This window comes from Chitinophaga sp. SYP-B3965 (assembly GCF_009647655.1).
Classification (GTDB): domain Bacteria; phylum Bacteroidota; class Bacteroidia; order Chitinophagales; family Chitinophagaceae; genus Chitinophaga.
This window is the reverse complement of sequence record NZ_WJFD01000001.1, coordinates 2605414-2630100: the sequence shown is the minus strand read 5'-3', so window position 1 is coordinate 2630100 and position 24687 is coordinate 2605414. Positions and strand designations below refer to the sequence as shown.

Annotated in this window: 16 protein-coding genes; 7 read left to right on the top strand and 9 right to left on the bottom strand. The window is 45.4% G+C overall.

What is annotated here, in order from left to right:
- Positions 1 to 51 precede the first annotated feature (51 nt).
- The 7 genes from GFS24_RS10185 (at position 52) to GFS24_RS10155 (ending at position 6964) form a co-directional block, all read left to right on the top strand.
- On the top strand, positions 52 to 510 hold the full coding sequence (locus GFS24_RS10185; RefSeq protein ID WP_153659455.1) for a helix-turn-helix transcriptional regulator: 459 nt from the start codon (positions 52 to 54) through the stop codon (positions 508 to 510).
- Between the two features lie 108 nt (positions 511 to 618).
- A complete protein-coding gene (locus tag GFS24_RS10180) occupies positions 619 to 846 on the top strand; it encodes a hypothetical protein (protein ID WP_153659454.1) in 228 nt (75 codons plus the stop codon).
- Positions 847 to 930: 84 nt separating this feature from the next.
- Positions 931 to 2595 carry a T9SS type A sorting domain-containing protein gene (locus GFS24_RS10175; protein WP_153659453.1) on the top strand — a complete coding sequence of 555 codons (1665 nt, stop codon included), beginning with the start codon at positions 931 to 933 and terminating at the stop codon, positions 2593 to 2595.
- Positions 2596 to 2648: 53 nt separating this feature from the next.
- Positions 2649 to 3032, top strand: coding sequence for a response regulator (locus GFS24_RS10170; protein WP_153659452.1), 384 nt, complete (start codon positions 2649 to 2651; stop codon positions 3030 to 3032).
- Positions 3033 to 3128: 96 nt separating this feature from the next.
- Positions 3129 to 3575: a J domain-containing protein gene (locus GFS24_RS10165; protein ID WP_153659451.1), complete on the top strand. Its 447-nt coding sequence runs from the start codon at positions 3129 to 3131 to the stop codon at positions 3573 to 3575.
- Positions 3576 to 3587: 12 nt separating this feature from the next.
- Positions 3588 to 4577: an AraC family transcriptional regulator gene (locus GFS24_RS10160; RefSeq protein WP_153659450.1), complete on the top strand. Its 990-nt coding sequence runs from the start codon at positions 3588 to 3590 to the stop codon at positions 4575 to 4577.
- A gap of 92 nt (positions 4578 to 4669) precedes the next feature.
- Positions 4670 to 6964: an outer membrane beta-barrel protein gene (locus GFS24_RS10155; RefSeq protein ID WP_153659449.1), complete on the top strand. Its 2295-nt coding sequence runs from the start codon at positions 4670 to 4672 to the stop codon at positions 6962 to 6964.
- Between the two features lie 2 nt (positions 6965 to 6966).
- On the opposite strand, the gene GFS24_RS10150 is transcribed toward GFS24_RS10155, so the two are convergent.
- The 9 genes from GFS24_RS10150 to GFS24_RS10110 form a co-directional block, all read right to left on the bottom strand.
- The gene (locus GFS24_RS10150) at positions 6967 to 7488 is read right to left on the bottom strand and encodes a group II truncated hemoglobin (RefSeq protein ID WP_153659448.1); all 522 of its coding nucleotides are present in this window, start codon (positions 7486 to 7488) and stop codon (positions 6967 to 6969) included.
- A gap of 71 nt (positions 7489 to 7559) precedes the next feature.
- Positions 7560 to 8063, bottom strand: a complete 504-nt coding sequence (locus GFS24_RS10145; protein ID WP_153659447.1) for a DUF1735 domain-containing protein — start codon at positions 8061 to 8063, stop codon at positions 7560 to 7562.
- Between the two features lie 29 nt (positions 8064 to 8092).
- Positions 8093 to 9724, bottom strand: coding sequence for a SusD/RagB family nutrient-binding outer membrane lipoprotein (locus tag GFS24_RS10140; RefSeq protein WP_173003036.1), 1632 nt, complete (start codon positions 9722 to 9724; stop codon positions 8093 to 8095).
- 1 nt (position 9725) lies between these two features.
- Positions 9726 to 13397, bottom strand: coding sequence for a SusC/RagA family TonB-linked outer membrane protein (locus tag GFS24_RS10135; protein ID WP_153659445.1), 3672 nt, complete (start codon positions 13395 to 13397; stop codon positions 9726 to 9728).
- Positions 13398 to 13545: 148 nt separating this feature from the next.
- Complete coding sequence (locus tag GFS24_RS10130; RefSeq protein ID WP_153659444.1) at positions 13546 to 14667, bottom strand: FecR family protein; 1122 nt, start codon at positions 14665 to 14667, stop codon at positions 13546 to 13548.
- A 63-nt stretch (positions 14668 to 14730) separates the two neighbouring features.
- Positions 14731 to 15360 carry an RNA polymerase sigma factor gene (locus GFS24_RS10125; RefSeq protein WP_153659443.1) on the bottom strand — a complete coding sequence of 210 codons (630 nt, stop codon included), beginning with the start codon at positions 15358 to 15360 and terminating at the stop codon, positions 14731 to 14733.
- 1 nt (position 15361) lies between these two features.
- Positions 15362 to 16408, bottom strand: coding sequence for a PorP/SprF family type IX secretion system membrane protein (locus GFS24_RS10120; RefSeq protein WP_153659442.1), 1047 nt, complete (start codon positions 16406 to 16408; stop codon positions 15362 to 15364).
- Positions 16405 to 21717: a PKD domain-containing protein gene (locus GFS24_RS10115; protein WP_153659441.1), complete on the bottom strand. Its 5313-nt coding sequence runs from the start codon at positions 21715 to 21717 to the stop codon at positions 16405 to 16407. The genes GFS24_RS10120 and GFS24_RS10115 overlap by 4 nt, the downstream gene beginning before the upstream one ends.
- 194 nt (positions 21718 to 21911) lie before the next feature.
- Positions 21912 to 24683, bottom strand: a complete 2772-nt coding sequence (locus GFS24_RS10110) for a M14 metallopeptidase family protein (protein ID WP_153659440.1) — start codon at positions 24681 to 24683, stop codon at positions 21912 to 21914.
- Positions 24684 to 24687 lie beyond the last annotated feature (4 nt).

Here is a 24687-nt window from a genome sequence, read left to right as displayed (position 1 = left end):
AGATTATTTTAATTTTTCTTACATTTACCTAAACATAACCCGCTTATATATATGGAGAAAGTACATTTAGGCAACAACGTCAAAAATTTGAGAGAGACTCTGCACATAAAACAATCGGTTATAGCTGATGCGCTGAATATTAGCCAACAGGCCGTTTCCCTGCTGGAAGCGAAAGAGGAGATTGATAAGGAGACGTTGGAGTTAATAGCATCTGCTTTAAATGTGCCAGTTGAAGCAATTGAAAATTTCAATCTGAGTAAGGCAATCCAGATAATAGCCACCTCCTTCCAGAATACAAACCACGACAACTCAGCCTTTTATCAAAACCAACCGACTTTTCAAGTGGTGGACAAAACATTTGATCTTTATGAAAGGATGTTAAGGGAAAAGGATATTGAGAAGCTAAAATTGGAGGCTGAATGTGAGCGGTTGCGAAATGAGAGGGCGGCGAAAGAAGCCGATATTTTGAGGTTGCAAACGGAGCTGGAGCGCTTGCGGAAGGGAAAGTAAACAGAATGCTATCTTAATATAAACAAAGCCTTTCCCGTGAAAGGCTTTTTCTTTTATAGGCTCATTGTGCGCATGTGTAATTTAAATACTTGATAAATGTAAATTGACATGTTGGAAAGTATAGAGTTTACGGCTGTTTTTGGAGACGAGCATAAAAAGGTAAGGTTATCCGAACCTAACGGTGGTGGTGGTGGTTATCACATCTATATTAACAACTATTATCACGGGACGATTAAAAAGGTCAATTATGAATGGGTTGGACACCTCAACCGCGCAAGCGAGTTAACCAGTGCGGATATTTCTATTTTGGCCGATATAATAGAGAATAGTGTTTAGCGCCCAAAGCCCCATTTAAATTATGACGTTTTGATTTAAATTTTATGACGGTTAGATTTGCCGTTTATATAAAACCCCGTCCATATGAAAAAAATCTACCTCTTCTTTAGCTTACTGCTGTTGAATGAATTGACCGCATATGCACAGCAGCAATTGTATTATGATATCCCCGGCGGTCCGGCTGAGATCCTTGACTTTAAAGATAATCGCCTGCTTTTCTGGCGGGATAGTGCTTATCACATCCATCAGCTTCACACACAAACTATTATCGATATTCCGCTAAGCAGTCCGCCTGCGTTTGCAGAGAAGCAGATCAAAAGCGGATGGCTTACGGATAGCGGAGCTTTCATTACTACACCATCTACCGTAGCAGGAATGGTGGCATTGTATGAATGGCGGAATAATCAACTTACGGAGATAGAAAAACAGGCTACCAGTGTGGAAGTGGGTGGCAATTTTGTACTCTTTACCAGCTGGGGTTATTTTTATCATAAGCGGCCCAATGAAGCGACAATAAGGGTATCTACTAATCCCGGCACTTTTGCGATGTCTCCTGAAGGCTGGTTCCTGTACAGTATCAATGATACCTTGTATAAATATCAGCAGGGTGCTGCCACTCCTTTTGCTACAGGTGAAACAACCGGAGAATGGTTCTGGTATGTGACGATAGATGGACAGGACGTATTGTACATGATGGAAAAAGCGCAGCAGTCTCCCACACTTTATCTTTACAATGGTACTACCACTGATACGGTGGCTATACTGCGTGGAGTACATCAGCAGGTATTTCATAAACGGCAATACTATCTTAATAACGGGCATGTGGCTTTTGTGTCTATAGACAAGCAGGGCACATGGCCTGGTACTGTGGCAGAAACGAATATATATGTAAGAGGGAATGATGGTGTAAGAAGGCTGGCTTTTACCGAGATAGGGCCGAGGAACGTTGCTTATGTGTATCCCTGGATCTGGGGCGTGGATGAAGCCGGCGGTTTATTAGTGCGAAAGGATAGTTACCTGTGGCAGAATGGTTTGCATTATACTCCTTTGGACAGCGCATCGAGGTTTATTGTACCCATTGCATGGAATGGAGGGTTGATACCTGGCCTTGTTTACAAAGATCAGGCATGGTTCACTTTTTATAAGGATTCTGTTTACCGGCTTTTTCCTGATGGGGTGCAACCAGAACCCAAACCGGTATATCCTGCCGTTACATTATCTGCTAACCGGAATGTTATCAATAATAACAATGATACCATCATTTTAACTGCACATGGAAATGTACCGGGTCTTTACACCTTTGCGAGGGACGCAGCATTTACCGATCTGTTAAAACCGGAGGATACCGACTCTGTATTGAAGCTTCATCCTGCTGCATTCACGCGGCGGGATAATGATGTGTATGTAAGGATGCGTATCGGGGATAGTACGGCAACGGATAACATCCGTATTTTGAAAACATTTTTATCTGGTATCCCAGGTAAGGACTTTGATAACAAAAGCCAGATCATTGTTTACCCGAATCCATTTACCACGCAATTCATGGTAGAAGGGTTGGAGAGTGCCAAAAGATATAGGTTCACCTTACATGCACTCAATGGAACAGTGATGTTCACTATGTTTGTCAATTACCAGCATAAGCATAATGTGATACCACATGATTCATTAAGAAAAGGGATCTATTTCCTGGAGATTTTTGATCTCAGTACACAAAAGGTGGCAGGAGGATCCATCTTGCTAAAGATGTAAATTTATTTGGTACGGTTTTTTGGTAATTAATACAAACCTTAAAACCCAGCTTTATGACAAATACTACTGTAGACACTACGCGCAAGCAGAAACTCCTGATTGTAGAAGATGAAGGAGAGATGTGTTTATTGATCAATTTATTGCTTGATGGCGAAGGCCTGGAGATAGAACATGTGCAAACAATTTCCGATGCTGTGGAATATTTTCAACAGGAAGCGCCTACAGTTGTATTGCTGGACAACCGGTTACCGGATGGTTACGGCATTGATCTCATTAATTTCATCAAGAAAGAACATCCGGATACCAGGATCATCATGATCTCCGGTGTGGACGCTTCGGCAAAGGATGTTGCGCTGGAAAACGGGGCGGATCTTTTCCTGGAGAAACCATTTAACAAAAAGATATTGCTGCAGTCCATACACGGACTGGTAGGATAAAAGATCTCCATTATTTGAACCGGGCTCATCTCGTGCAAGCGGGAGGGCCCGGTTTCTTATGTAAATAGCCTATATTTGCAGATTTTGCAGCAAATCATGAAGAAAGTAATAGATTACAGGAAACTGTTGGGGGTTAGTAAAACCACCGAATTAAAGGAATTAAAGTCCATTTACCGGAATTTTATGAAGGAATGGCACCCTGATAAGTTTCATGGGGATGAGGATAAGCTGCAGGAAGCAGAGGAAAAGAGCAAGCAAGTGATTGAGGCTTACCACTTTTTAGTGAGTATTGCCCCTGAAACCATTGAACAGGCCTTGCCGGCTTATACAGAAACCATCACGGCATCTGCCATTATGGATTTCTCTTACGAAAAACAGACCTTACTGCTTAACTTCCAGGACGGCAGTAGTTATGAATACTTTGAAGTACCCAAGGCCCTGTACATGAAACTGGTTAACTCAGATTCTCCGGGAAGGTTCAGCCGCAGGCATATTTACCATTCTTTTGTGTACCGCAAAGTGAGTAAGGCTGTAGAAGTTTAACTCCTTACATATATGAGTATTGGTCAGCAAATATTGTTTCTTCTCGGTGCTCTGGGAGCATTTAACGGTATTATACTGAGTTTTTACCTCTTCCTTAATAAGAAAAGGAGATCATGGGCCTCCTTTTTCCTTGGGCTGCTGGTGCTGGTATTCAGCATCCGGGTGGCCAAATCCGTTTTCCTGTATTTCAATCCTTCCCTGGCCAGGATATACCTGCAGATAGGATTATCTGGCTGTTTTCTCATTGGTCCTTCTCTCTATTATTACTTCAGGTCAGTGATTTTAAAGCCTGCCCGTCTTCCGGAAACCTGGAAATGGGTATGGGGGATCCAGATCGGGATTTTATTGGTGGTAGGGATACTGGTTCCTTATGAAACTTACCCGGCCACCTGGGGGAACGTTTTTGTGAAGATCATTTACCTGCAGTGGTTTGCTTACCTCATTGCCACGGGTCTTTTGCTGCGGCAGGTGTTAAAACCCTTTTATATAGTACTCTACGTGGGTAACTGTATTGTGTTCCTTGCTTACGTGCTGGCATATTTCAACATCATGCAGGGGATTTATATCAGCGGTCCCATTTGTTTCACCCTCATATTGTTCCTGACCATTTTCTTTAGTTCTTCCGAGAGTACCAAACCGGAAAGGAAAAAAATAGCGGACGCAGATCTATGGATCAGCAAACTTGAAAAGGTGATCGGGGAGAAGCAACTCTATAAAGACCCTAACCTCAAACTGAACGACCTCGCACAGCATATTAATATCTCCATGCACCAGTTATCCCAGTTGCTGAATGATAACCTCGGGAAAAGCTTTTCTACCTACATTAATGAATACAGGATCGCGGAAGCCTGTAAACTGATCACTACAAACGGGCATCTTACTTTCGAAGCCATTGGGTATGAAGTGGGGTATAACTCTAAATCTACCTTCTATACTGCCTTCCGGAAGATCAAGGATACTACGCCGGCCTTGTACAAAGAAAGTATTGATAATCAATTGTAAGCAGTACGGTTTTATAAATCCGTACGCCTGATTTCGGGAACTCAAACCTCCTCTATCCCTTCCATTTTTAGGTTTGTGGAAACTATCAATCAATGGCAAGGGTCTTCCTGATTTTTATGCTCTTCTATTTCCCGGCTTTTTCTCAAAGTGGTAAGGTGGTAGACGATAAAACCCGTTCGGGTATCGGCTTCGTTACAGTGAGTTTGCTTTCTTTAAAGGATTCAAGTCTCGTGCAGGGGCTGGTGTCTGATTCTGTGGGTGTTTTTAAATTGCCTTTGGCTGGTTCCTATCTATTGCGCTTATCTGCTTTGGGGTATAAGGATGTTTGGCTGAAAAGTACTTCAGCAGATATGGGGGAGATCTTTATGGCCGCCGATGCCAGTTTGCTGGGTGAGGTATTGGTTGCCGGGAGATCTGCCAGGCAGTTGTTTAATATCTCCGGGAACAGGCTTTTTGCAACAGCCGTCAATACATTTGATGTCCTGAAAAAATTACCCGGCCTGGAAGTAAATGGTGAAGGTGCTATTCTAATGTCCGGCAGGATCACACCGGGTGTTTTCATTGACGGGAAGCCGGTGTTGATGAGTGCGGAAGAATTGCAGCAATACCTGGCCAGTCTTTCCCCGGATATGATCGCATCTATTGAAGTGATCGCCAATCCCTCTTCCCGGTATGACGGGGAATATAAAGGCATCATTGATATTAAACTGAAACGGGACCAGACATTAGGCTGGAAAGGAAATGCCAGCGTTAACCTGCAAAGGAATGCGTATACCTATGCAGAGAATAACCTGCTGCTCACTTACAAAACGCCCAAACTGGTCTATACTGCCCGTATGGGTTATACGGTGGGTACAAAAGTTTACCGGTATGTGGCTTTGCAGCATCAGGCGAATTCGAATATCATGGCTACCCATACACAAACGCTGACCCGTAATAACAATTTCAATTACTCCCTGGGGGTTGATTATAATTTCAGAAAAGGGCAGCGTATAGATCTTACGCTTCGTGCCTTTGAGATGAACCGGGATGTGAACGCTTTCAATTCACTTTTTATTACAGACTCTTCTTCCGCCAAGAATACAGTGTCCCATACCTTAAGTGATAATAATTCAACGCCCGGTCAGCGTAACTATGCAGCCAATCTTAATTATTCAGCACAGCTGGGAGGAGGCCAGCTGGATGTGCTGGGTTCCATTGTAAACATCAGCAACCGGCAAAATGAAGATATTCAAAACCGGGAAGCAGAGACCTTAGTGGATTACTGGAAAACCATCATGAAAAATGATATCCTGATCCGTACAGCACAGGCTGATCTTTCTTTACCTGCATGGAAAGGGAAAATAGGAGCAGGGGCTAAATTCGCTTTTACCACTACTAAAAATGATCTGCGATATGATACCCTGCTTACTAATCATGCTTTTGGATTAGATAGCAGCCGCACAAATAATTTCCAGTATGATGAATATATCTCTGCGGCTTATGTTTCTTATGAAAGGGCATTTAGCAAATGGAACTATGCACTAAGCCTGCGTGCGGAACATACGCATAGCGTGGCAGGTGCCACTACAAGGGATTACCTGACCTGGCTGCCCAGCCTGCTTTTTACCTATTCAAACAAATTGCAGCTTTCTGTCAGCCGCCGGATCACCAGGCCCAGTTTCTCACAGCTCAATCCTTTCCGGTTTTATTTCAGCCCGCTTAATTATTGGGTGGGCAACCCTCAGCTGTTACCTTCAACCACTACTATGCTGAATATTATTTACACACACAAAGCCTTCCAGGTTTCTATGCAAATAGGCCGGGAATCAGATCCCATGACCCGGTATCCGGAATATGACAGTGCTACCAATATATTGCAATACTTAGGTAAGAACCTGCCCTACAACGATTTTGCCGCAATTGAAGTAAGTTTCCCGCTTTCCGTTAGTAAATGGTGGAGGATGCAGCATAATATCAGGGGCGCTTATAAAAAAGAACAAACCCCTTACCATGGGGTTACCTATGCTATCCCAATTACCGATTACGCGATCACAGGGAGCCAGGTGTTCACATTACCCAAAGCCATCACCTTCGACTTATCTTATTATTATCGTTCCTACAGCGGCACCGGTCTTTATATAGCGAAGCCCTTAGGCAATGTTGATCTCAGCTTACAGAGAAGCTGGATGAAAGGAAAGCTGAATACCAAGATCGGTTATTATGATATTTTTGATACCTACCGGAACCGAATGGTATTCCGCGAGAAGCGCATCATCAATAATGAATTTTACCATTGGTTTGGCATCAGGAGAGCGGCGCTTACGTTGAATTATAGCTTTGGAAGGTCTACGCATAAGAGTAAACCGGGGAGTAGAAATGAAGAAGAAGGCCGCGCCGGGATGTAAGCTTATTTCTTCTTCTGAAATAAAGAACCCACAATTTCATAAGGGCCTTTTACTTCTCCCCATCCCCATTCCGGTATTTGCTCATGCTCTGTAGTGGGGTTTTCATCCAGTTGGGAGTTCATAACGGCTACCCTGGTGCCCCATTCTAAATGGGCAACAAAAGTGGAACGGAATTCCGGGTCGTTGGCTAAGCCTATTTCATCTGCACTTTCCACGAGAAGATCTACCCATCTTTTGCGTTGTTCTTCTTTTAATCTACGGCCGATGTGTTTGCCAACCATGTGTCTTAAAGCGTTATCCCCGTACTCGGCGGTATACACTTTAGGGCCCATGAGCACTTCTGCCATAAAATGTGCTACGTGTTTGGAATGTTCAGCAGGCATGTGGCGGAATACGGGTTCCAGGATGGGGTCTTGCAGTACTTTTTTGTAAAAGATGTCTGTAAGCTGTTCAAAAAGCTGTTCAAATTTCTCAACACCACCTGCCCATTCGCAGGGGGAAGGGATTGGATTGTTGTTTTCCATGGTAATAACAGGGTTTCCATAAATATAGGATAAAAGGCCGTCTTCCGCTTTCAGAAGACGGCCTTTTATTTTTATTGACCTTTCAATGTAAAGAGCATACTCTTAAAATTGGATGCCACGGTTAACCCATCTGCCTGCGTAATACTGTACGCAAGGATGTAATCATACTGTGGGTTGATCTTTGAAGGGATCAATGTTATGGGCAGGAATGCCTGTTTGGTTTCTGCGGGAATGGTAAGGTCCAGGCTGCTTACCGTGTAGCAACTGTCCGGCAGTAATTTATAATCAGTACCCCATTGTGTGTTGTACGCAGCTATCAAAGCATTGTCCGGTGCAAACTTCACCTGCACGTTTTTATTCAGTGCGTTTACATACGATACTTTGGCATAGAGATTTAAAAGCGTGGTGCCTTTCACACTATCTGTTAAAGGCCCGGCACCAAATCCCCGTGGCGGCCAGTTGGAGTTGGGTACCAGCACTACAGGCTGAATGCCGGAATAATCAAGTACTACTTCATTTTTCAGACAGCCTGATAGCAGGAACAGTAATATAAAAGCTGATATGATATGTTTCATGCGTTACGTTATTATGAAAAATAAACTGGTTATGGCATCCACCATATTTTGCTGGTGAAGATGTTGACAGGTCCAACGGCATTTACATTGGCTGCATTAACGATGTATTCATTACTATTATATAAGAGGCGGAAGGGGAGGGTATTTCCTACACGGGCAGGATCTATGGAAATAGGTACATCGGGATAACGGCCATTGCGGCGGTAATCCGTCCATGACTCCAGGGGTTCAATGCCATTGAAGGCCATGTATTTCTGGAACATGAGCAGCTTGTATTTATCCGGTGCAGCTGCCCAGCTAACGTTTACATTTCCTGCGGTTACTTCTGCATTGTACCATGTATCGAATATGGCATCAGACAAAGCAGGTGCTGTTGCATTGCCTCCGGCATTGAGCCAGCGGAAAGATTCTTTCACGGCATCTTTATATGCTTCTTCTGCAATGCCAGGCAGCCATCCGCGTTGTATGGCTTCCGCCTGTAAGAATTTACTTTCAATACTGGTCATTACCCAGTCTGCCATGTCTCTTCCTTTGATAATACCACGAGCTTCCGGTTTTACAATATCACTGTTGCGTGAACCACCAACGGAAGAAATATAAGCACCATCCTGATAAGGAAAGGCGCCGCTATTCACATACAATCCTACTTTATTACCTCTCAGATCCTGGCGGCCGGGTTGAGGAAATGGTTCCGGAGCGCCTGATGGTACCGGTATGTCTATTGTGCTATAGAAGAGTTCCTGCCGGGGATCATTATTTTGCTTAAGAAGGTTCATAGCAAACACATTGGCATGTGCCCATTCCCGGGAGCCCATTTGCATCAGGGGATTATAGTCTCCGCCACCGTATTGATTATGGCTGGAAAAAGAACCAAAGTAATAAGAGAGTTTCTTATTAATGATGTATCCCGGATTTACGGATGCATCCTGTCCGCTTTCAAGGAAACCGGAGCCTTCATTTTTAATCTTTGCTATTTCTGCTGTGATATAGGCGGCGCGGTCTGTTCGGTTAGCCTGATGGATTAGTAAACGCAGTTTAATGGTGTTGATGAATTTGATCCATTTTGCCTGTTCTCCATGGAACATGATATCCGCTACGCTGATCTTTATATTATCTCCCAGTTTGGCTCCTTTGATTAATGTGGTGGCTTCATCCAGCTGGCGCATCAGGTCTTCATAAATGGTTAAGCCATCATCATACCGCGGTTGCAGGATGGTGGAAATGAAGGCATCTTTATAAGGCATACTGTTCACTACATCCACTGCACGCTGGAATGCCAGTACGCGTAATACTTTTGCGATGCCGGTATAAAACGTCATCCGTAAATCGCGGGACCTTGTTTCGAGGAAGGCAATCTCGGGAGCTACTTCTCCGGAAAAACTATCTCCATCTATTTGTGTACGGTCATATGTTTGCAGTGCATGGCCGGAAGGGAAATGGTAATAAGCCCAGTAACCCATCCAGTGTTGGAGGAACCTTGTTTCCTGCACAGCTATTGCACGTTCCAGCAGTGGGGCCAGTATCAGGTCCGGCGTAGCATCTGTACTGGTGAGGTCTCTCGGATTGTAATTCACATCCAGCCAGCCTTTTTTACATCCTGTTACCAGCAGGAGGCATAGCAGTAATGGTAATATCTTATTGGAAGAATGCATAGTCATCATTTTAAAATTTAAGGCCAACGGTGAAACCATACAATACTGTTCCGGGCAGTGCGGTTTGATCTGAACTTCCTCCTGTGAGGTTGTTGGATACGGAAGTGAAATTGCGCTGGCCGGGGCCTTTGATCAGGCCGGGATCTCCGTTGATGTTGGAGCGGGGATAGAACGAAAAGAGGTCCCTGCCATATAAACTACAGGTAGCTTCTTTGAGGATACCTCTTTTGAAAGGCAGCACATATTGAAAGGCTACTTCACGCACTTTCCAGAAAGCGGCGCTGGTAAAGCCATGCAGGCTAACCTGTGAGAACCTGGCAAATAATTCCTGGTTAGCATTGCTCACTACCACATCTGTGTTAGGCACATATTTTCCGGTACCATCATCGAAGGAAGAATTAGGGAATACAAAACGTTCTCTTCCATTCAGGGTAGTGAGTGTATGCAAACCAGCCCACAATCCAATGTCTGTACTGAATTTATGATCATACCCGCCCAGGTAATCCATCAGCACACTGGCGGAAAAACTCTTCCAGCTAAAGTTCAATCCTATGGAAGCCGCATATTTTGGCAGGGTCCTTCCATGCAGTTCAAATTCATCGTAGTCCTGAGATTGCGGCAGGCCGGTAACTTTGTCTACGATCACTCTTCCTTCCGGATCACGTTTCCAGTCGCGGAACGCATAGGAGAAAGCTTGTTTTCCTTCCTGTGCATAATAGGTTTGACCGGTTGCATCCATCACGGGGAACAGGCCATTGTACACATCTGTGAGGTACAATACTTTGTTGTCATTGATGGCCAGCCTGGCTTCCAGGGAGAGGGACATTTTATTGGGCAGCTGGAATATAGGATCCATTTTCAGATCAAATTCCCATCCGTTGTTTTGAAAATCCCCGGCATTATCAATGCTGGGATAACCGCTGAGCCATGAGTTATTTACATTCAGGATCACGGAATTATTGCGCTGGTAATAATAGGTGGCATCGAAGTTGATCCTGTCATTCAGGAACGTGAAATTTCCGCCGTACTCCTGCGAGATCACTCTTTCCGGTTTCAGCAGGGGATTGGGATTGGAAGGATAAAAAGAATAACCCAGCAGGTAATCGCCGGTGGAATTATTCACCAGCGGGTAGGGGCTGTTCAGCCCAAAGGTCCGTTCAGACTGATAAGGCGCAATGTTCATGTTGGCGGATTGTGCCACAGATGCACGCAGGCGTGCAGTGGTTAACCATTTCCATTCTTTCATCACAGGGAAGATCTCTGAGAGTACTGCGGATGTGTTGGCGCCGAAATACATATCCTGGCCTCTTGCTACTTTTGCACGTTTGGAATCCCACTCATTGCGGCCTGTGAGTTCAAGGAATAATCTGTCCTTATAACCCACCAATACATTTCCGAACAAGGACCATGACCTTGATAGTACGGCTACTTCAATGGGCGTTACATTAAACTGGGCAAAGGCCAGATTATATACCGGTACCACCAGTTCTGCACCTGCTTTTAAATTCTTGGAATAGTTTTCCCGAATGGTATTGCCCACATTGGTACGAATGAGAAAGTTACCGGGATGATGAATAGTGGAGATGACGAAATCGTTATTGATAGAGGTGGCCACTAACATATCTTCTCCTACGGTAGCACGTTTGTCGTACATTTTGTTATAATCCTGTGCGGCGAAATCTGAAAAATAGATAGGCCCTACGGTTGATTTTTTATATACTCCGGTATAGTTCATACCTGGCTGATCACGGATGTTGAGCCAGGTAAATGGTTTTATTTCAAAGATCAGATTACCGGAAACAGCGTTGGTCGTAGATTTTGAACGGGTATTGTCTATTTGTTCATAAGGACTGATACCATTCCAGTAACGGTCGTGATGTGCCCAATGTGCATTCTTATAATCTTTATAATTCAGTATAGGAATAAAAGTAGGGAGGTTGCGTACAAGATCTGCCACATCCGGTCCGCGGTCATCTGTAGTGCGGGCATAGTTAATGTTCATCCGGATATCTACGAGGCCAAAATTCCTGCTGGTGTTGAGCAGCACAGTCTGTTGCTGTTGTTTGTCTCCCGGGAGGAGACCGGTTTGTGCTGTTTGCCCAAGACCAAGATAAAAGGAGGAACGTGCATCAGAAGAGGAGAAGGATAAATTGTTCCTGACGGTTTTTGCCACATTCATGAACTGGCGTGCCTGTTTGGTATCGTGGTAAGGCACCATTTGCCATTCTCCACTTTCATCCGGGTAACCTATTTGCACCATGTTGTCGTCATATGCAGGGCCCCATCCGTAATTGGACCTTGAATCATACACTCCATTTCCGAAAGCATCCAGTACACCGGAGCCGCTGCCGAAAGCACGTTGTTTCCTTTCCTGTCTATAATCGATCCGCTGAAAGGAGGTGTTGTTGCGAAAGTTGATGGTTGGTTTGCCTGCGGCGCCTCTTTTGGTGGTGATGATGATCACACCATTGATCCCTTCCGGCCCATACATCGCAGTTCCATTCGCACCTTTCAATACGGTCACATTATCAATATCCGCCGGATTGATGTTATTGATAAAACTCATCACTTGTTGTGCGGCCGTCTGATCAGTTCCGAAAGACAATGGTGCGCCATTCAGGATGAACATGGGCTGGTTGTTACTGTTGGCACCAAAGGAACGGATACCTCTTACAAGGATGCGCATTTCCGGTGTCATGTCTGAACTCTGCGTAGTGATGGTCATACCGGATACTTTACCGATCAGCCCTGTGAGCAGGTTTCCGGAGTTGGCTTTATTGATCTCTTCACCACTCACTTTTGCAATGGAGTAACCTAATTCTTTCGTGCGCTTTTCAATATTGTAAGCCGTTATCTGTACTTCATTCAGTTTGATGTTTGACTTGGCGATGCGGATCAACCAGCCACCATCGTCACGATTACTGAGTTCTGCTGCTTTCCCTTTTGCATAAGGCATGCCATCACGGAAGCCGATCTCTGTAGGTGTGAAACCAACGGCGGAGATAATGATGGTGGCATCGTCCGGTACACCTTGTAAGATGAAGCTGCCATCTGCATTGGCAGACGTGGCTTTAGTACTGTTCTTTACGGCAATGGTGGCGCCGGGAACGGGTTTTCCTTCCATATCCAGCACTTGTCCTCTCAGGTCTTTAGCTGCGTTTTCTATGAGCAGGATCTGGGGAGACAGTTGTTCTGGATTTCTGAAAACGGTGATGGTCTTGTTCGTGAAATTGAACTTAAGGGCCTGCGTTCCCAGTGTTTGTTTCAGGAATGCATCCAGCGGCATGGCCTGTGCATTGACGGTTACCGGTTTGGCTTCCTTCAACAGGTCACGGTTATAAAAAACCACATAACCGGTTTGTTCTTCTATCACAGAAAAAACTTTCAGCAGGTTTACCCGCTGACCGGTGAACGTAACCGTTTGCGAACGAACGGAGGCATGTACACTCAGGAATGCTGCGAGGAGCAGTAGGAAAGTCAGTTTCATTGCATTCACAATTATGTTCCAATTGCTGCTGCGATGGGCATTCACAATTGGTTGGCGGGTCATGTGCCAGGGGACCACTTTCTGATACTGGCTTTTGATCAGCCTGATTTTGGTTCCATGCCTGTCCGGATACAGGTTTAATAACGCTTCCGTAGCGGACACGGGCATGCGATTACAAATAGCTGTTTTTTGCATAGCTTTGCATTGGTTGATAAGTGAATAAACAATTGAATCCAAAAATTGATTGTCTCAAAAAGCTTGTCAGCATCCACCGTTCCGGGTCCAAAGCCGGAGCGGTTTTTTACTTAACCCGCTTGTGTTTGTATTTACATGGTTGGTTCTGTTAAGGTGTTACGATCAGTTTTTTTCCTTCTTCCAGTTTAAAATGCACTTCTGCTCTTTCCAGGATACCGAGTACATTGGTTAAGGAAAGGTCTCTTCCTATCTTTCCGCCGAAGCCAATATCCGGCACGCCTTTTTCATACACTACTTCAATATCGTACCAGCGGGAAAGCTGGCGCATCACATCTTCCAGCGAAGCATCGTCAAAGTTGAAAAGCCCGTCTTTCCAGGCTATCACCTGTGCTGCATTCTTTGTTTGCACTATCCTGATGGTATTGTTCTTTGATACAGTTGCCTGCTGGCCGGGAGATAATACAGACTGGCCGGTAACATTGCTGATACGGACGGCTCCTTCCAGCAGGGTAGTTTGCATATTGGGTTCATCCGGGTAAGTGTTCACATTGAAATGGGTACCCAGTACCTCTACTTTATTACCCTGTTGCATGGCTACAATAAAAGGCATGTTTGCATCATGGGTAATTTCGAAATAAGCTTCCCCTGTGATCTCCACGAGGCGTTCTTTCCCCGCAAAGGCAGTAGGGTAGCGGATGGAAGAGGCTGCATTCAGCCATACTTTACTGCCATCCGGCAGGATGATCCTGAACTGCCCGCCACGTGGTGTGGTGAGCATATTATATTGTACTTCATTCCCTGCATCTTCTGCATGATACTGTAATAAGCCACCCTGTTGCAGTACAGCAGTTTTTCCCTGTTGGATACTTTGATGTCCGGCACTGTCCAGGGTTACGATGGTGCCATTTGCGAGGGTAAGTGTAGCTTTTGTACCACCGGGGGCAACGTCTGCTACTGTTTTTATTTCATTTTTAGGCCACCACAAGTAAGTGCCGATGCTAACCAACAATAAAATGGCGGCAGCGTACCGCAGCCATGGGATTTGTTTTTTGGTTATTTTTTTATTAACCTGTTCTATGATCAGAGAACGCAGCTGCGGATCTTCTTCCTGTTCATACCTGCCGGTATGCCAGTCTTCTTCCATCATCTTTTCCAGTTGAGCATTATAAAGCCCGCTGTCCAGCATCTGAAGAAATTCGGCTTTATCCTCCCGGGATAATTGTGCAGTAACATATAATTCCAGCAAAACGCTGAATCGCGATGCGTCCATAATGTTTAGATATTGGCCCTATTAAACTAGACGCATGAAAAAGACGGTAGGGTAGTTCTTACCTTAATTTTTTTGAATAAAGAGGAGAATGAGCATCAGGGCCTCTCCGGAATGGTTCCGCAGGTAATTTCGAAGGAAATGAAGGGCTTTTACGATATGGTCTTTTACGCCGTTGCGGGAGATCTGCAGGAGCACGGCAATTTCTTCATAGCTTTTTCCTTCCATCCTGCTGAGCATAAAAACCTTTTTACGGACAGGGGGCAGTGCATTGATGGCAGTGGCTATGATGGCACTGGCTTCTTTATATAACAGAGGATGATCGGGCAGGATGGAGTCTTCCTCTTTTTCTCCCGGCTCTGCAGAAATAATGGGGCGTACTTTCTTTTTTCGCAAGGCAGAAAGCACCTCGTTGCGGGTAAGCACAAAGATCCAGCCGTTAAAATTCAGGATAGCCGTTAATTGATCGCGGGATTGCCAGACCTTCAGGAAAACGTCCTGTGTTACTTCCTGGGCATCTTCTGCGGAACGGAGGTAGGTGAGGGAGAGGGTATAGACCTTATTCCAATATGCCTCCAGGAGACTGTTAAAAGCCGCCCTGTTCCCTGTAGCAACAAGATGTAATGTTTCTTTTTCAATAAAGCCCCGGTCCTGCATGTTGGTTGATCGGCCGGTAAAATAAGAAGATTTACGCAAATTACCGGTTGAATCTCGGGCACAATGCCTGCCGCCGTTCGTTCTGATTCCTGTTCAGGAAATCCCTGTAGGATAAGATCACTTCAAATCCTCCGCGGTGTTGTGCAGCGGCGGCCAGTTTATCAATGTTGATGTCGTAACTGATACCCATCATGAATTTCCCGTACTGTAACTGGATAACAGGGATGATGGCATCATTCATCCGGTATAATATTCCACCGGTAATGACCCGCTCTCCGTCTCCCCAGAGATCACGGCTAAACATGGCGCCGGCTTGTAATGTGCTGATGCCTACTGGTGCCCATTCTTCGCCGAACTGTTTAAAATAATCTGCATAGAGTACAAAGCGGTCGGTTTCGCTGGTGGGGGTAGATAATCCAAGATTGAAAGCCAGTTTTTTATTCAGTGTAATGGTATGGCCGTCGTAAAAGCCCACTTTTGGTTTTGTAAGATGGAACAGGCCTGCCCCCAGATAATAATCCGTTTCTTCTTTGATCACACCGTTATAACTAATGCCGGTGGAGAAGTCCCAGTAATTAACGCTGGTGTTATTAAAAACCTGGCGGGAAGAAGGAAGGATACTAAAGCTGCCATTACTTCCGGCAACAAACTGATCGTTCAGTACCAGTTTAGTAGGGTCGAAGCGTTGTTGCATGGAACCGCCCATAAAAGCAACGGATAAATATGAATTGCGCACCTTGCTCAGGGGGAAGCTATAATTAACAGCAGGTAATATTTGTGTGGTACTGAATTGAGATGTTCCGGCAACGTCTCTGATCAGTTGCAGGCCGATCGTAAGATTGTCATCCTCTGTAATATTGATGGGCATTTTCACTTCAGAACTTAATCCAAAGGTCCTGTAGGGGATGGTAACGCTCTGCCACTGATTCCTGTAAGATGCCGTGAATCGCAGGTCACCTGTGAAGATCCCTGCTAAAGCGGGATTGCGCAGAAGCGGTTGTTCATAGAATTGAGAGAAACCAACATCCTGTGAAGATGCTGCCATACTAATCATACAACCTATGAATAATAAAAGATGTCGTCTCATAATAATGTAACATTACCTTTAAATGAATAAGGTGTTCCGTTTTCACACATCACATCTACGGTGTAAATGTAAACACCGGTATCGGCCATTTTTCCGTTCACTCTGCCGTCCCATCCAAAGTCCGCACTATTAGGAGGGAAATTGCTTCTTTCAAATACGATCTTCCCCCAGCGGTTAAATACCCTGAAAGATTTAACGGAAGTAATGCCGGTGGCCCTTACTATCAGCTTTGTATTTTCAGGAACATTTCCATTGGGTACAAATGCATTTGGAATAAATACCTGTGAGTTCTGGCAGAATACTTTGATACAGACATCATCGCTTCCGCTACAGCCAAAGATGTTCGTCACCTTTACGTTGTAGCAGATACTATTTTTTGCTGTGACCACAGGAGAGGAGCAGATGGCATCGTTGCAGATTAAGTCCTGTGATGGTGTCCAGGTGAAATTTTTAATAGGTAGGATACCCGGATCATTTGCATTGGTAATAACTGGCAGCAGATTTATGCGGTAACCAGTGGGCAGTATCAGTGTGTCCTGCGCAAACCTTACAACAGGGAATCCTCCAATCTGTATGAGCGTGTCTGATGTTGTACTACAGCCGGTTTGGGGTGAGCTGACAGTTACGCTATATATTCCTGCATCCTGGATCTTCACTTTATTTATGCCGGCATTTGGGTTGTTCACCGGGAACCCTGTTCCTGGGCCTTTCCATAAATAAGTTAAGGCAGCATTTCCGGGAATTGAACTCGTGGCCTGCAATACAAGATCATCTCCTACGCATAAGGGTGTTCTTGTTGAGATCACAGGTTTCGAAGGTGCCTGGTTGATCACCACACTGAAAGTTGCGGGTAAAGAAATACAATTGTTTTGAATAGCGTACACAATATAAGTACCGGCATGTGACATGGCCGCCGAAGGGAAAGTGATAACAGTATTACGTACGGTATCTGCAAAAGCCCCAAAGGCCGGGCCTACCCAAACATAATCAACAGGGCCGGCCTGCTGACCTGTAGGAGAAAGTGCAGAAAGCGTTAAAGCGGTTCCGGTGCATATTGGCGGGTTATAACCTGCCACCGGTTGAGCTGGTGGTGTAGGATCCCTTAATACAAATACATCCGGTATTTTTTGTGATGTACAACCGCCGGTTGTTACTACATATATGCCGGAATAAGTTCCTGCCGTGAGCGGTATGATGATCCTTCCGGCGGCATCTGTGCTGCCGGTAAATGTATAGGTAGTTTGAAATTTATCATAAAACACCACCACAGGAATATTTGGAAGTGCCCCATTATTCAGATCAAGTATGTTTAATGTAATGGAGCCTGTTGGAATCCCGCAGGAAGTGGGGTTTGTATAGGATGAGCTGACGATCTTGGCCGTAGGATGTACAACGGCGAGGATGGCAGACTTAGGGCTTTCGCATCCAAAAGTGTTTGTCTGGCTTACATAATAAGTGAGCTGACCCGGAACATTTGTATTTATTACAGGTGACGCATTTAGTAAAACCATATTTCTATCATACCACTTAATCGTAGTGCCGGGTATGGGATTTACCTGTAGCGCAGCAGGAGGTGTACCCATACATAAGTTTACTGTATTCGTAATGGGAGCGGGCGTAGCTGGTCTTACGTTCAGTACAATATCATAAGGTGCTCCGGGGCAGGGAGGCAGAGATGGATTGACAGGTACTACCCGCACTGTGATAGGGTGACTTACTGCACTTGTATTTGTAAAGGACAATGATATGGGGCCTGATGAAGTTCCGGTAATTACACCGGTTACGTTTGCAGGCAATGATCCTATCACAGACCATGAATAAGTAGTATTGGCAACTGTTGAAGACGGTACGAATACCGCAGTTTCTCCGGAGCAAATGGATTGATTCGGTAAGGGAAAAGTTATTACCGGACTTTCATTGATGATAACACTTGCAGTTGTAACATAACCCGGACAAGGTGATGAAGCTGCAATGGTATAAGTTACGGTATAAGTACCGGGTGTGCTTAAAGATGGCGTGATGGCGCCTGTTGTTGCATTAATAGATAATCCGGCTGTAGAGGTGAATACACCTCCTGTGTTTCCGGAAAGCGTAACGGGTTGTGGTGGTGTTGTTCCACCGCAATAAGGAGAGCCGGGATAATTTATGGTAGCAGTTGGTGCGCCGTTTACAGTTATCGTTGTGCTGGTTACATAGTTAGCACAACCTCCTGTGCCGGGAGCAGTATAACTTATGGTGTACACACCAGGTGTGGCACCGGATGCATTGATCTCTCCGGTTGTGGTATTTATTGTTAGCCCTGCCGGTGTAATTGAATAACTGCCACCTGTTGTGCCGGTTTGGTTTACAGGTATTGGTGGAGCTGCTATGTTACACAGAATAGCAGGCGTATAAGTAATAGAAGCTGTTGGAGCCTGCGTGACAGTAACACTGGTATTTGTGCTAAAGCTGGAACATGGCCCGGCAGCTGCAATATCATAGGTTACCGTATAAGTTCCGGGTGTACTGCTGGATGGTGTAATAACGCCTGTTGCAGCATTAATGGTTAAACCAGCGGTGGAAGAATAAGTACCACCTGCTGTTCCTATGCGTGTTACATTAGTTGCAGCATCTGCCGTACAAATGGGAGGATAAGTGATGGTTGCATTTGGCGTGCCATTTATAGTAACGGTTGTGGTGGCTGCATAATTTGCACAGCCTCCTGCACCAGGCACTGTGTACCTTATGGTATACACACCAGGTGTGGCACCTGTTGGATTGATCTCTCCGGTTGCAGCATCTATTGTGAGCCCTGCTGCTGTTGAATAAGTACCACCAGGTGTTCCTGTTTGGGTTACAGCTACCGGGGGATTTGCTGCATTACATAATATAGCAGGTGTGTAGCTGATGGAAGCCGATGGCGCTTGTGTTACAGTAACGCTGGTGTTTGCAGAGAAACTGGCACATGGCCCGGCAGCTGCAATATCATATGTTACCGTATAAGTTCCGGGTGTACTGCTGGATGGTGTAATAACGCCTGTTGCAGGATTAATAGTTAAGCCAGCGGTGGAAGAATAAGTACCACCTGCTGTTCCCGTACGTGTTACATTGGTTGCTGCATCCGCAGTACAAAGGGGAGGATAAGTTATTGTTGCAGTTGGGGTGCTGTTTATAGTAACAGTTGCTGTAACTACATAATTTGTACACCCCCCTGAACCAGGGATCGTATATCTTATCGTATATACACCAGCGGTAGCGCCTGTTGGATTGATCTCTCCGGTTGCAGCATCTATTGTTAACCCTGCAGGTGTTACTGAATAAGTGCCACCAGGGGTTCCTGTTTGGGTTACAGCTACCGGGGAATTTCCTGCGTTGCATAAAATAGCAGGTGTATAAGCAATGGTTGCTGATGGAGCCTGTGTTACATCTACTGTAATAGATGCCCTGGGGCTTTCTCCACATCCTGTAACCTGACTTACATAGTATGTTGTACTTCCGGGTGTGACTGTTGATGGGGTAGGAGCAGTTGGTGATCCTACTCCAGCTGCAGGCACTGTATACCATAACAAACCTGTTCCGGTTGCTGTTAAAGGAGTGGCCGTTTGGTTCTGACAGTAAATAACAGGAGAGGTAACAGTGGGCATCACCGCTAATGGATTAACTGTTACCACTATCAGCGCTCGCGGGCCTTCACAATTATTGACTGTTTGACTAACGTAATAATTTGTACTACCCGTTGCTGCCGTATTTGGTGTGGGAGCAGTTGGAGAACCTATGCCGCCTGTAGGACCGGAATACCATAATAACCCGGTTCCTGTTGCCGTAAGCGGGTTGGCAGTTTGATTTAAACAAAGTTGTATAGGTGTAGTTACACCCGGTGCAGTGGGGGGAGCATTCACGGTAACAGTCAAAGGAACTCTCGGGCTTTCACAACTGCCGGGAATGGTTTGGCTCACATAATATGTTGTACTACCTGCTGTATTTGTTGATGGGGTTGGCGCAATAGGGTTGCCAATTCCTCCTGTTGATGTTGTATACCATTTTAATCCCTGGCCTGTGGCAGTAAGTTGAGCTGCCTGTGCTCCTCTGCAATAAGCTACAGGCGTTACAACCGGTGGCGGGGATGGGGAACTGACGGTGATCTGTTTTGTTTTGGTATCACTTCCACAACTTGCATTGGAAGCGGTTAGCGTAACATTATAAGTCCCGGCTGCATAGGTGTGGCAAGGAGTTGTTCCAGTATAGGTACTGCCGTCTCCAAAATCCCATGTCAGGATGCTTGCCGAAGAGCAACTGTTGGATCCGCTGGAACCATTTAATGTTTGATTGGTAAAACAAACAGGCGCATCTGTACAAGCAGTGGGGGGAACGCCAAAATCCGCGGTGGGCTTTATCCTTACAATAATTTTATCTAACGTGTAAGTGGTGGTAAAACACCCGTTGGAAACCCTTAGTGTTGCGGTGAAATCTATGCTGGGGCAGGAGGATGTTGTATACTGATGGGTTATCAGATGAACTGCGTTTGTAGCATTTAATGGATGTTGCAAAGTAACAACCGGGCTTCCGTCACCAAAATTAAGCAGGTAGGTAGTACCGGGCGAATTATTGAACCAATTACCGATCTGGAATTCAACGGGCGCTGGTGCACATAAACCTGTTGTAGATGTAGACGTGCTTAAACTGGCTAATGGGTTGTTTCCATTGTAAAACTGATAGGTAACACTTTTTGCACAACCATTGGCCGGCGTGATAGTGATCACAATAGGGAAAAAGCCCTGAGAAGTATATGTATGGGTAGTTTGTGCGCCGGGGGCCCAATCCGTTGCTGTAAAGAGCGCAGTATTATCTCCCCAGTTAATTTGGTAAACATTGCCAGTGCCCGTTACGCTGGAACTATTACTTACAACAAGCTGATAGGTTGAATTACCGACACAATTGCTGAAAGGATCTACAGAACTGAGGTCTGTTAAAGCAGGTGTTGGTGTAGTTAGGACTGTTAAGTTTGTGTTACTTGTAACTGTTCCGGTCTGGGTGGTTACTTGTATCGCTGCACTTGCGGGAGCCTGGTCCGGAACATTGACTGTGATACTGGTAGGATTGTTAACCGTAAAACCAGTTGCATTCAGGCCGCCTATTCTTACGGAAGTAACGTTTGTAAAATCTGTTCCGGTGATGGTGATGGATTGCCCCTGGCAAGCAGTAGTTGGTGTAAAAGAGGCGATTGTTGGGGCTTGTGCGTGTAAAGAGATAAAACTTCCCAATAGTAAAAAAGCCACACTCTGGAGAACAATCAAACCTAATTTAGTGTACCGGACAGGGGATAAATACATATGATAACTGTTGCCATGAGGGATCTAACAGCAGCAATATTAACGATAATAGTTGCAATTACATACCGGGTACAGTATATGGGTTTTAATTGTGTTTTGTAATGCTTTTGAAGGTTAAAAAGTTATGGTTTTATAAAAAAAGGAGCGGAGCCAGAAGGCCCCGCTCACATACCACTAATTGATTGAAACGCTAACTATTTCAGGTCATACAGACCGTTGAATAACAATTTGAATGTACTGTGGCTCTGGCCCCGGAAAGTAATTTCCGGCCCAAATGCATACAGCTTGCCGGTTCCTACCGGTGCTATGAAAGCCGCTACACCATCTTTCAGGTAAGCCTGCCCGAAAGCCCAGCCACTGCGTAAAGGATGATCTGTGGAGAACCAGGCGATAGGTTTGATCCCTTTGCCCCTGGCATCATCACCCAGTTTGAATACAGGGCTGTTGTCGAAGTTTACATTTCCTTCTGCCGGCATGCCCCAGGTATCTGCGAGTGTACTGTCAACCGAAACGTGCAGGATACTGCCTGGCACAAAATATTTGGTGCCGGCTAATGGACGTTCTTTTCCTTCTTTATCTTTTTCCACCAGGTAATTACTTACGGGCAGCCCAAGATGGAAAGCCAGGCTCGTACTGGAACCGATCGTAACAACAGAACCTCCTGCTTCCAGGAATTTCTTCAACTCAGGTATTGATTTTTCTGGTGTGATCTTACCAATGGAAGCGCGGTATTGTTCCGGTGTTTCTTCTTCTTTTGGTTCGCGGGGTGTAAAACCACTGTTGCCCACAGCATTCTCACGACCACCTACTGCCGGAATAGCACGGGTTGGGAAAATGATCACATCATACTTCTTGTTCAGATCCCCTGCGTCGATATCTTTTGGATAGATCACGGTGTAAGGGAAATGGAATTGTTCCATGATATAACGTATCCAGCCTGAAGGCATGGAGCCACCATAGGTATCCCATAAAGCAATGCGCATCTGGTTCACGCTTACTGTAGCAGCAGGGCGTTTTTTAGCGGCGGTAGCTTTTAATCCTGATTCCTGTAATATCTCTTTTGCTTTGGCGCCTGCGGGTACAAAGAATGTTCCCTGTGCAATGCCTGCGCTGCCTTCTGTAGTACGGAATACTTTTATGCCTGCTTTCAGGAGATCATTTACAGCCAGGAAAGAATTGTTCTCATGCGGGCTTAACAAATAACCTGTACCTGCGGCTATTGTTTGTTTTGGAGGAGCTTGTAATTCACCATAAGGTAATCGCTGAAAGGGACCATCAAAGCCATCCATGATGCGATCGAATTCTACGCCCATCTGGAAAGCGAGTGTCCATCCGGCAGCATCATAAGGACGAACGGGAGGGCCACCGGGATATTGAAAGTCATTCGGGTGATCCTGTGGTTCAAACATATCCAGCACATGGGGGCGGAAGGCCTGTGCTGTTTTTACGATGTAAGAGCCGGCGGGATATTGTTTGCCTGCAACGGTGAAAGCTGTAGTTGCTTTATCAATGGCAATCCCTGTTTTAACGAGTGTGTTGATGAACTTAACGGCGGTGGCAAAATCCGATTGATCAGCTGAGATAATGTATCCGCGGGCATCACGGTTGGCCGGATTCTTTAATACGCCATCATAGAAACTCTGGGGAATATTGCTGCCCCTTCTTCTCCAGCCATAAGGATCGGAACCATCATCTTCAGGGCGTTTAACACCTTTTGCATCCTGGTCTCTTCTGAAAGTCTGCGTTATGGAGTCTGAGGTTTTGGGAGAGAGCGTCCAGGAATCTTTGCTGCCACGTTCTATGGCGTTCTTGCCCATCCTGTAGATGTTGAACAATACTTCATCACGCTGGCGTGCCGCATAATTAAGGATAGCATAATTGAGGGACACAGAATAATCAATAGAGCGTTGGAAACGCCAGTCGTCATTCGGTAATACAGGGAAAGGTGTGGCGCCGTTAGGGATGAGCCTTTGCGGTACTACAGGTATTTTTTCCGGTGTAGGGTTGCCGATGATCTCTGTGAGCAATCCTATCTGGTTATGGAATTGAGAGGTGGTGCGTAAACCGCCATTGTACCAGGTAGAAAAGCTGGAACCATTCAGGCGGGTGAAGCCGGGTTTGTTCTCTGCATTCAGGCGGTTGATCATAGCAGCGCCCAATGCATCTATACCGGTTACCAGTAAAGGATCAAAGAAGAAACTGAATGGATCGCGGTAGGGAGGACCTGCCAGTACAGAACCTTCCGGTCCGCGCTGGTGGTGGTTGTACATGATCTGCGGGATCCACTCTATGTATAACTGGCGGCCCATATTGATGCTTTCTTTCAGGTTCATCATATAGAAATCCCGGTTGTTATCATGGCCTGCATATTTTTCATACAGTACCGGTAATAACTCGGTAGATCGCTTCAAAGGATCACTGTTACGCATATACCAGTTGGATACAATCTCCTGTCCATCCGGGTTGGCGTGCGTGAAAAGGATGATCACATTATCCAGGATGCGCTGCGTTTCTGCATCTGTGCGGGAGATCAGCTGATAGGCTGTTTCAATCAGCTGATGGGTGCCTACCACTTCTGTGGCATGCAGGCCGCCATCGATCCATACTACTGCTTTCCCTTCTTCTGCCAGTACACGGGCCTGGTCATCTGTGAGCCCTTCTGCATGGGCCAGCTTTTTAGAAATGGATTTGTATTTGTCCAGTTCCTGTATGTTCTTCGGAGAAGAAACGATGATCATATACTGATGCCGTCCTTCTTCCGTAAGACCAATATCCACGAGTTTCACACGATCTGAGGAGGCGAGTTTCTTAAAGTAGGCTTCTGTTTGTGTATAATTAGCCAGCTGGTAATCGTCTCCGATGTTGAATCCAAAATGTTCTTTCGGTGAGGGTACTTTTTGTGCAAATCCTGTTGCCATGCCTAATAGCAACATGGCGGACAGTAGTAGTGGGAATTTATTTTTCATGCAG

Bases quoted from the DNA above. Each gene is read 5' to 3' on its own strand.
- GFS24_RS10185 (WP_153659455.1), top strand. From the start codon at position 52: ATGGAGAAAGTACATTTAGGCAACAACGTCAAAAATTTGAGAGAGACT.
- GFS24_RS10180 (WP_153659454.1), top strand. From the start codon at position 619: ATGTTGGAAAGTATAGAGTTTACGGCTGTTTTTGGAGACGAGCATAAA.
- GFS24_RS10175 (WP_153659453.1), top strand. From the start codon at position 931: ATGAAAAAAATCTACCTCTTCTTTAGCTTACTGCTGTTGAATGAATTG.
- GFS24_RS10170 (WP_153659452.1), top strand. From the start codon at position 2,649: ATGACAAATACTACTGTAGACACTACGCGCAAGCAGAAACTCCTGATT.
- GFS24_RS10165 (WP_153659451.1), top strand. From the start codon at position 3,129: ATGAAGAAAGTAATAGATTACAGGAAACTGTTGGGGGTTAGTAAAACC.
- GFS24_RS10160 (WP_153659450.1), top strand. From the start codon at position 3,588: ATGAGTATTGGTCAGCAAATATTGTTTCTTCTCGGTGCTCTGGGAGCA.
- GFS24_RS10155 (WP_153659449.1), top strand. From the start codon at position 4,670: ATGGCAAGGGTCTTCCTGATTTTTATGCTCTTCTATTTCCCGGCTTTT.
- GFS24_RS10150 (WP_153659448.1), bottom strand. From the start codon at position 7,488: ATGGAAAACAACAATCCAATCCCTTCCCCCTGCGAATGGGCAGGTGGT.
- GFS24_RS10145 (WP_153659447.1), bottom strand. From the start codon at position 8,063: ATGAAACATATCATATCAGCTTTTATATTACTGTTCCTGCTATCAGGC.
- GFS24_RS10140 (WP_173003036.1), bottom strand. From the start codon at position 9,724: ATGATGACTATGCATTCTTCCAATAAGATATTACCATTACTGCTATGC.
- GFS24_RS10135 (WP_153659445.1), bottom strand. From the start codon at position 13,397: ATGCAAAAAACAGCTATTTGTAATCGCATGCCCGTGTCCGCTACGGAA.
- GFS24_RS10130 (WP_153659444.1), bottom strand. From the start codon at position 14,667: ATGGACGCATCGCGATTCAGCGTTTTGCTGGAATTATATGTTACTGCA.
- GFS24_RS10120 (WP_153659442.1), bottom strand. From the start codon at position 16,408: ATGAGACGACATCTTTTATTATTCATAGGTTGTATGATTAGTATGGCA.
- GFS24_RS10115 (WP_153659441.1), bottom strand. From the start codon at position 21,717: ATGTATTTATCCCCTGTCCGGTACACTAAATTAGGTTTGATTGTTCTC.
- GFS24_RS10110 (WP_153659440.1), bottom strand. From the start codon at position 24,683: ATGAAAAATAAATTCCCACTACTACTGTCCGCCATGTTGCTATTAGGC.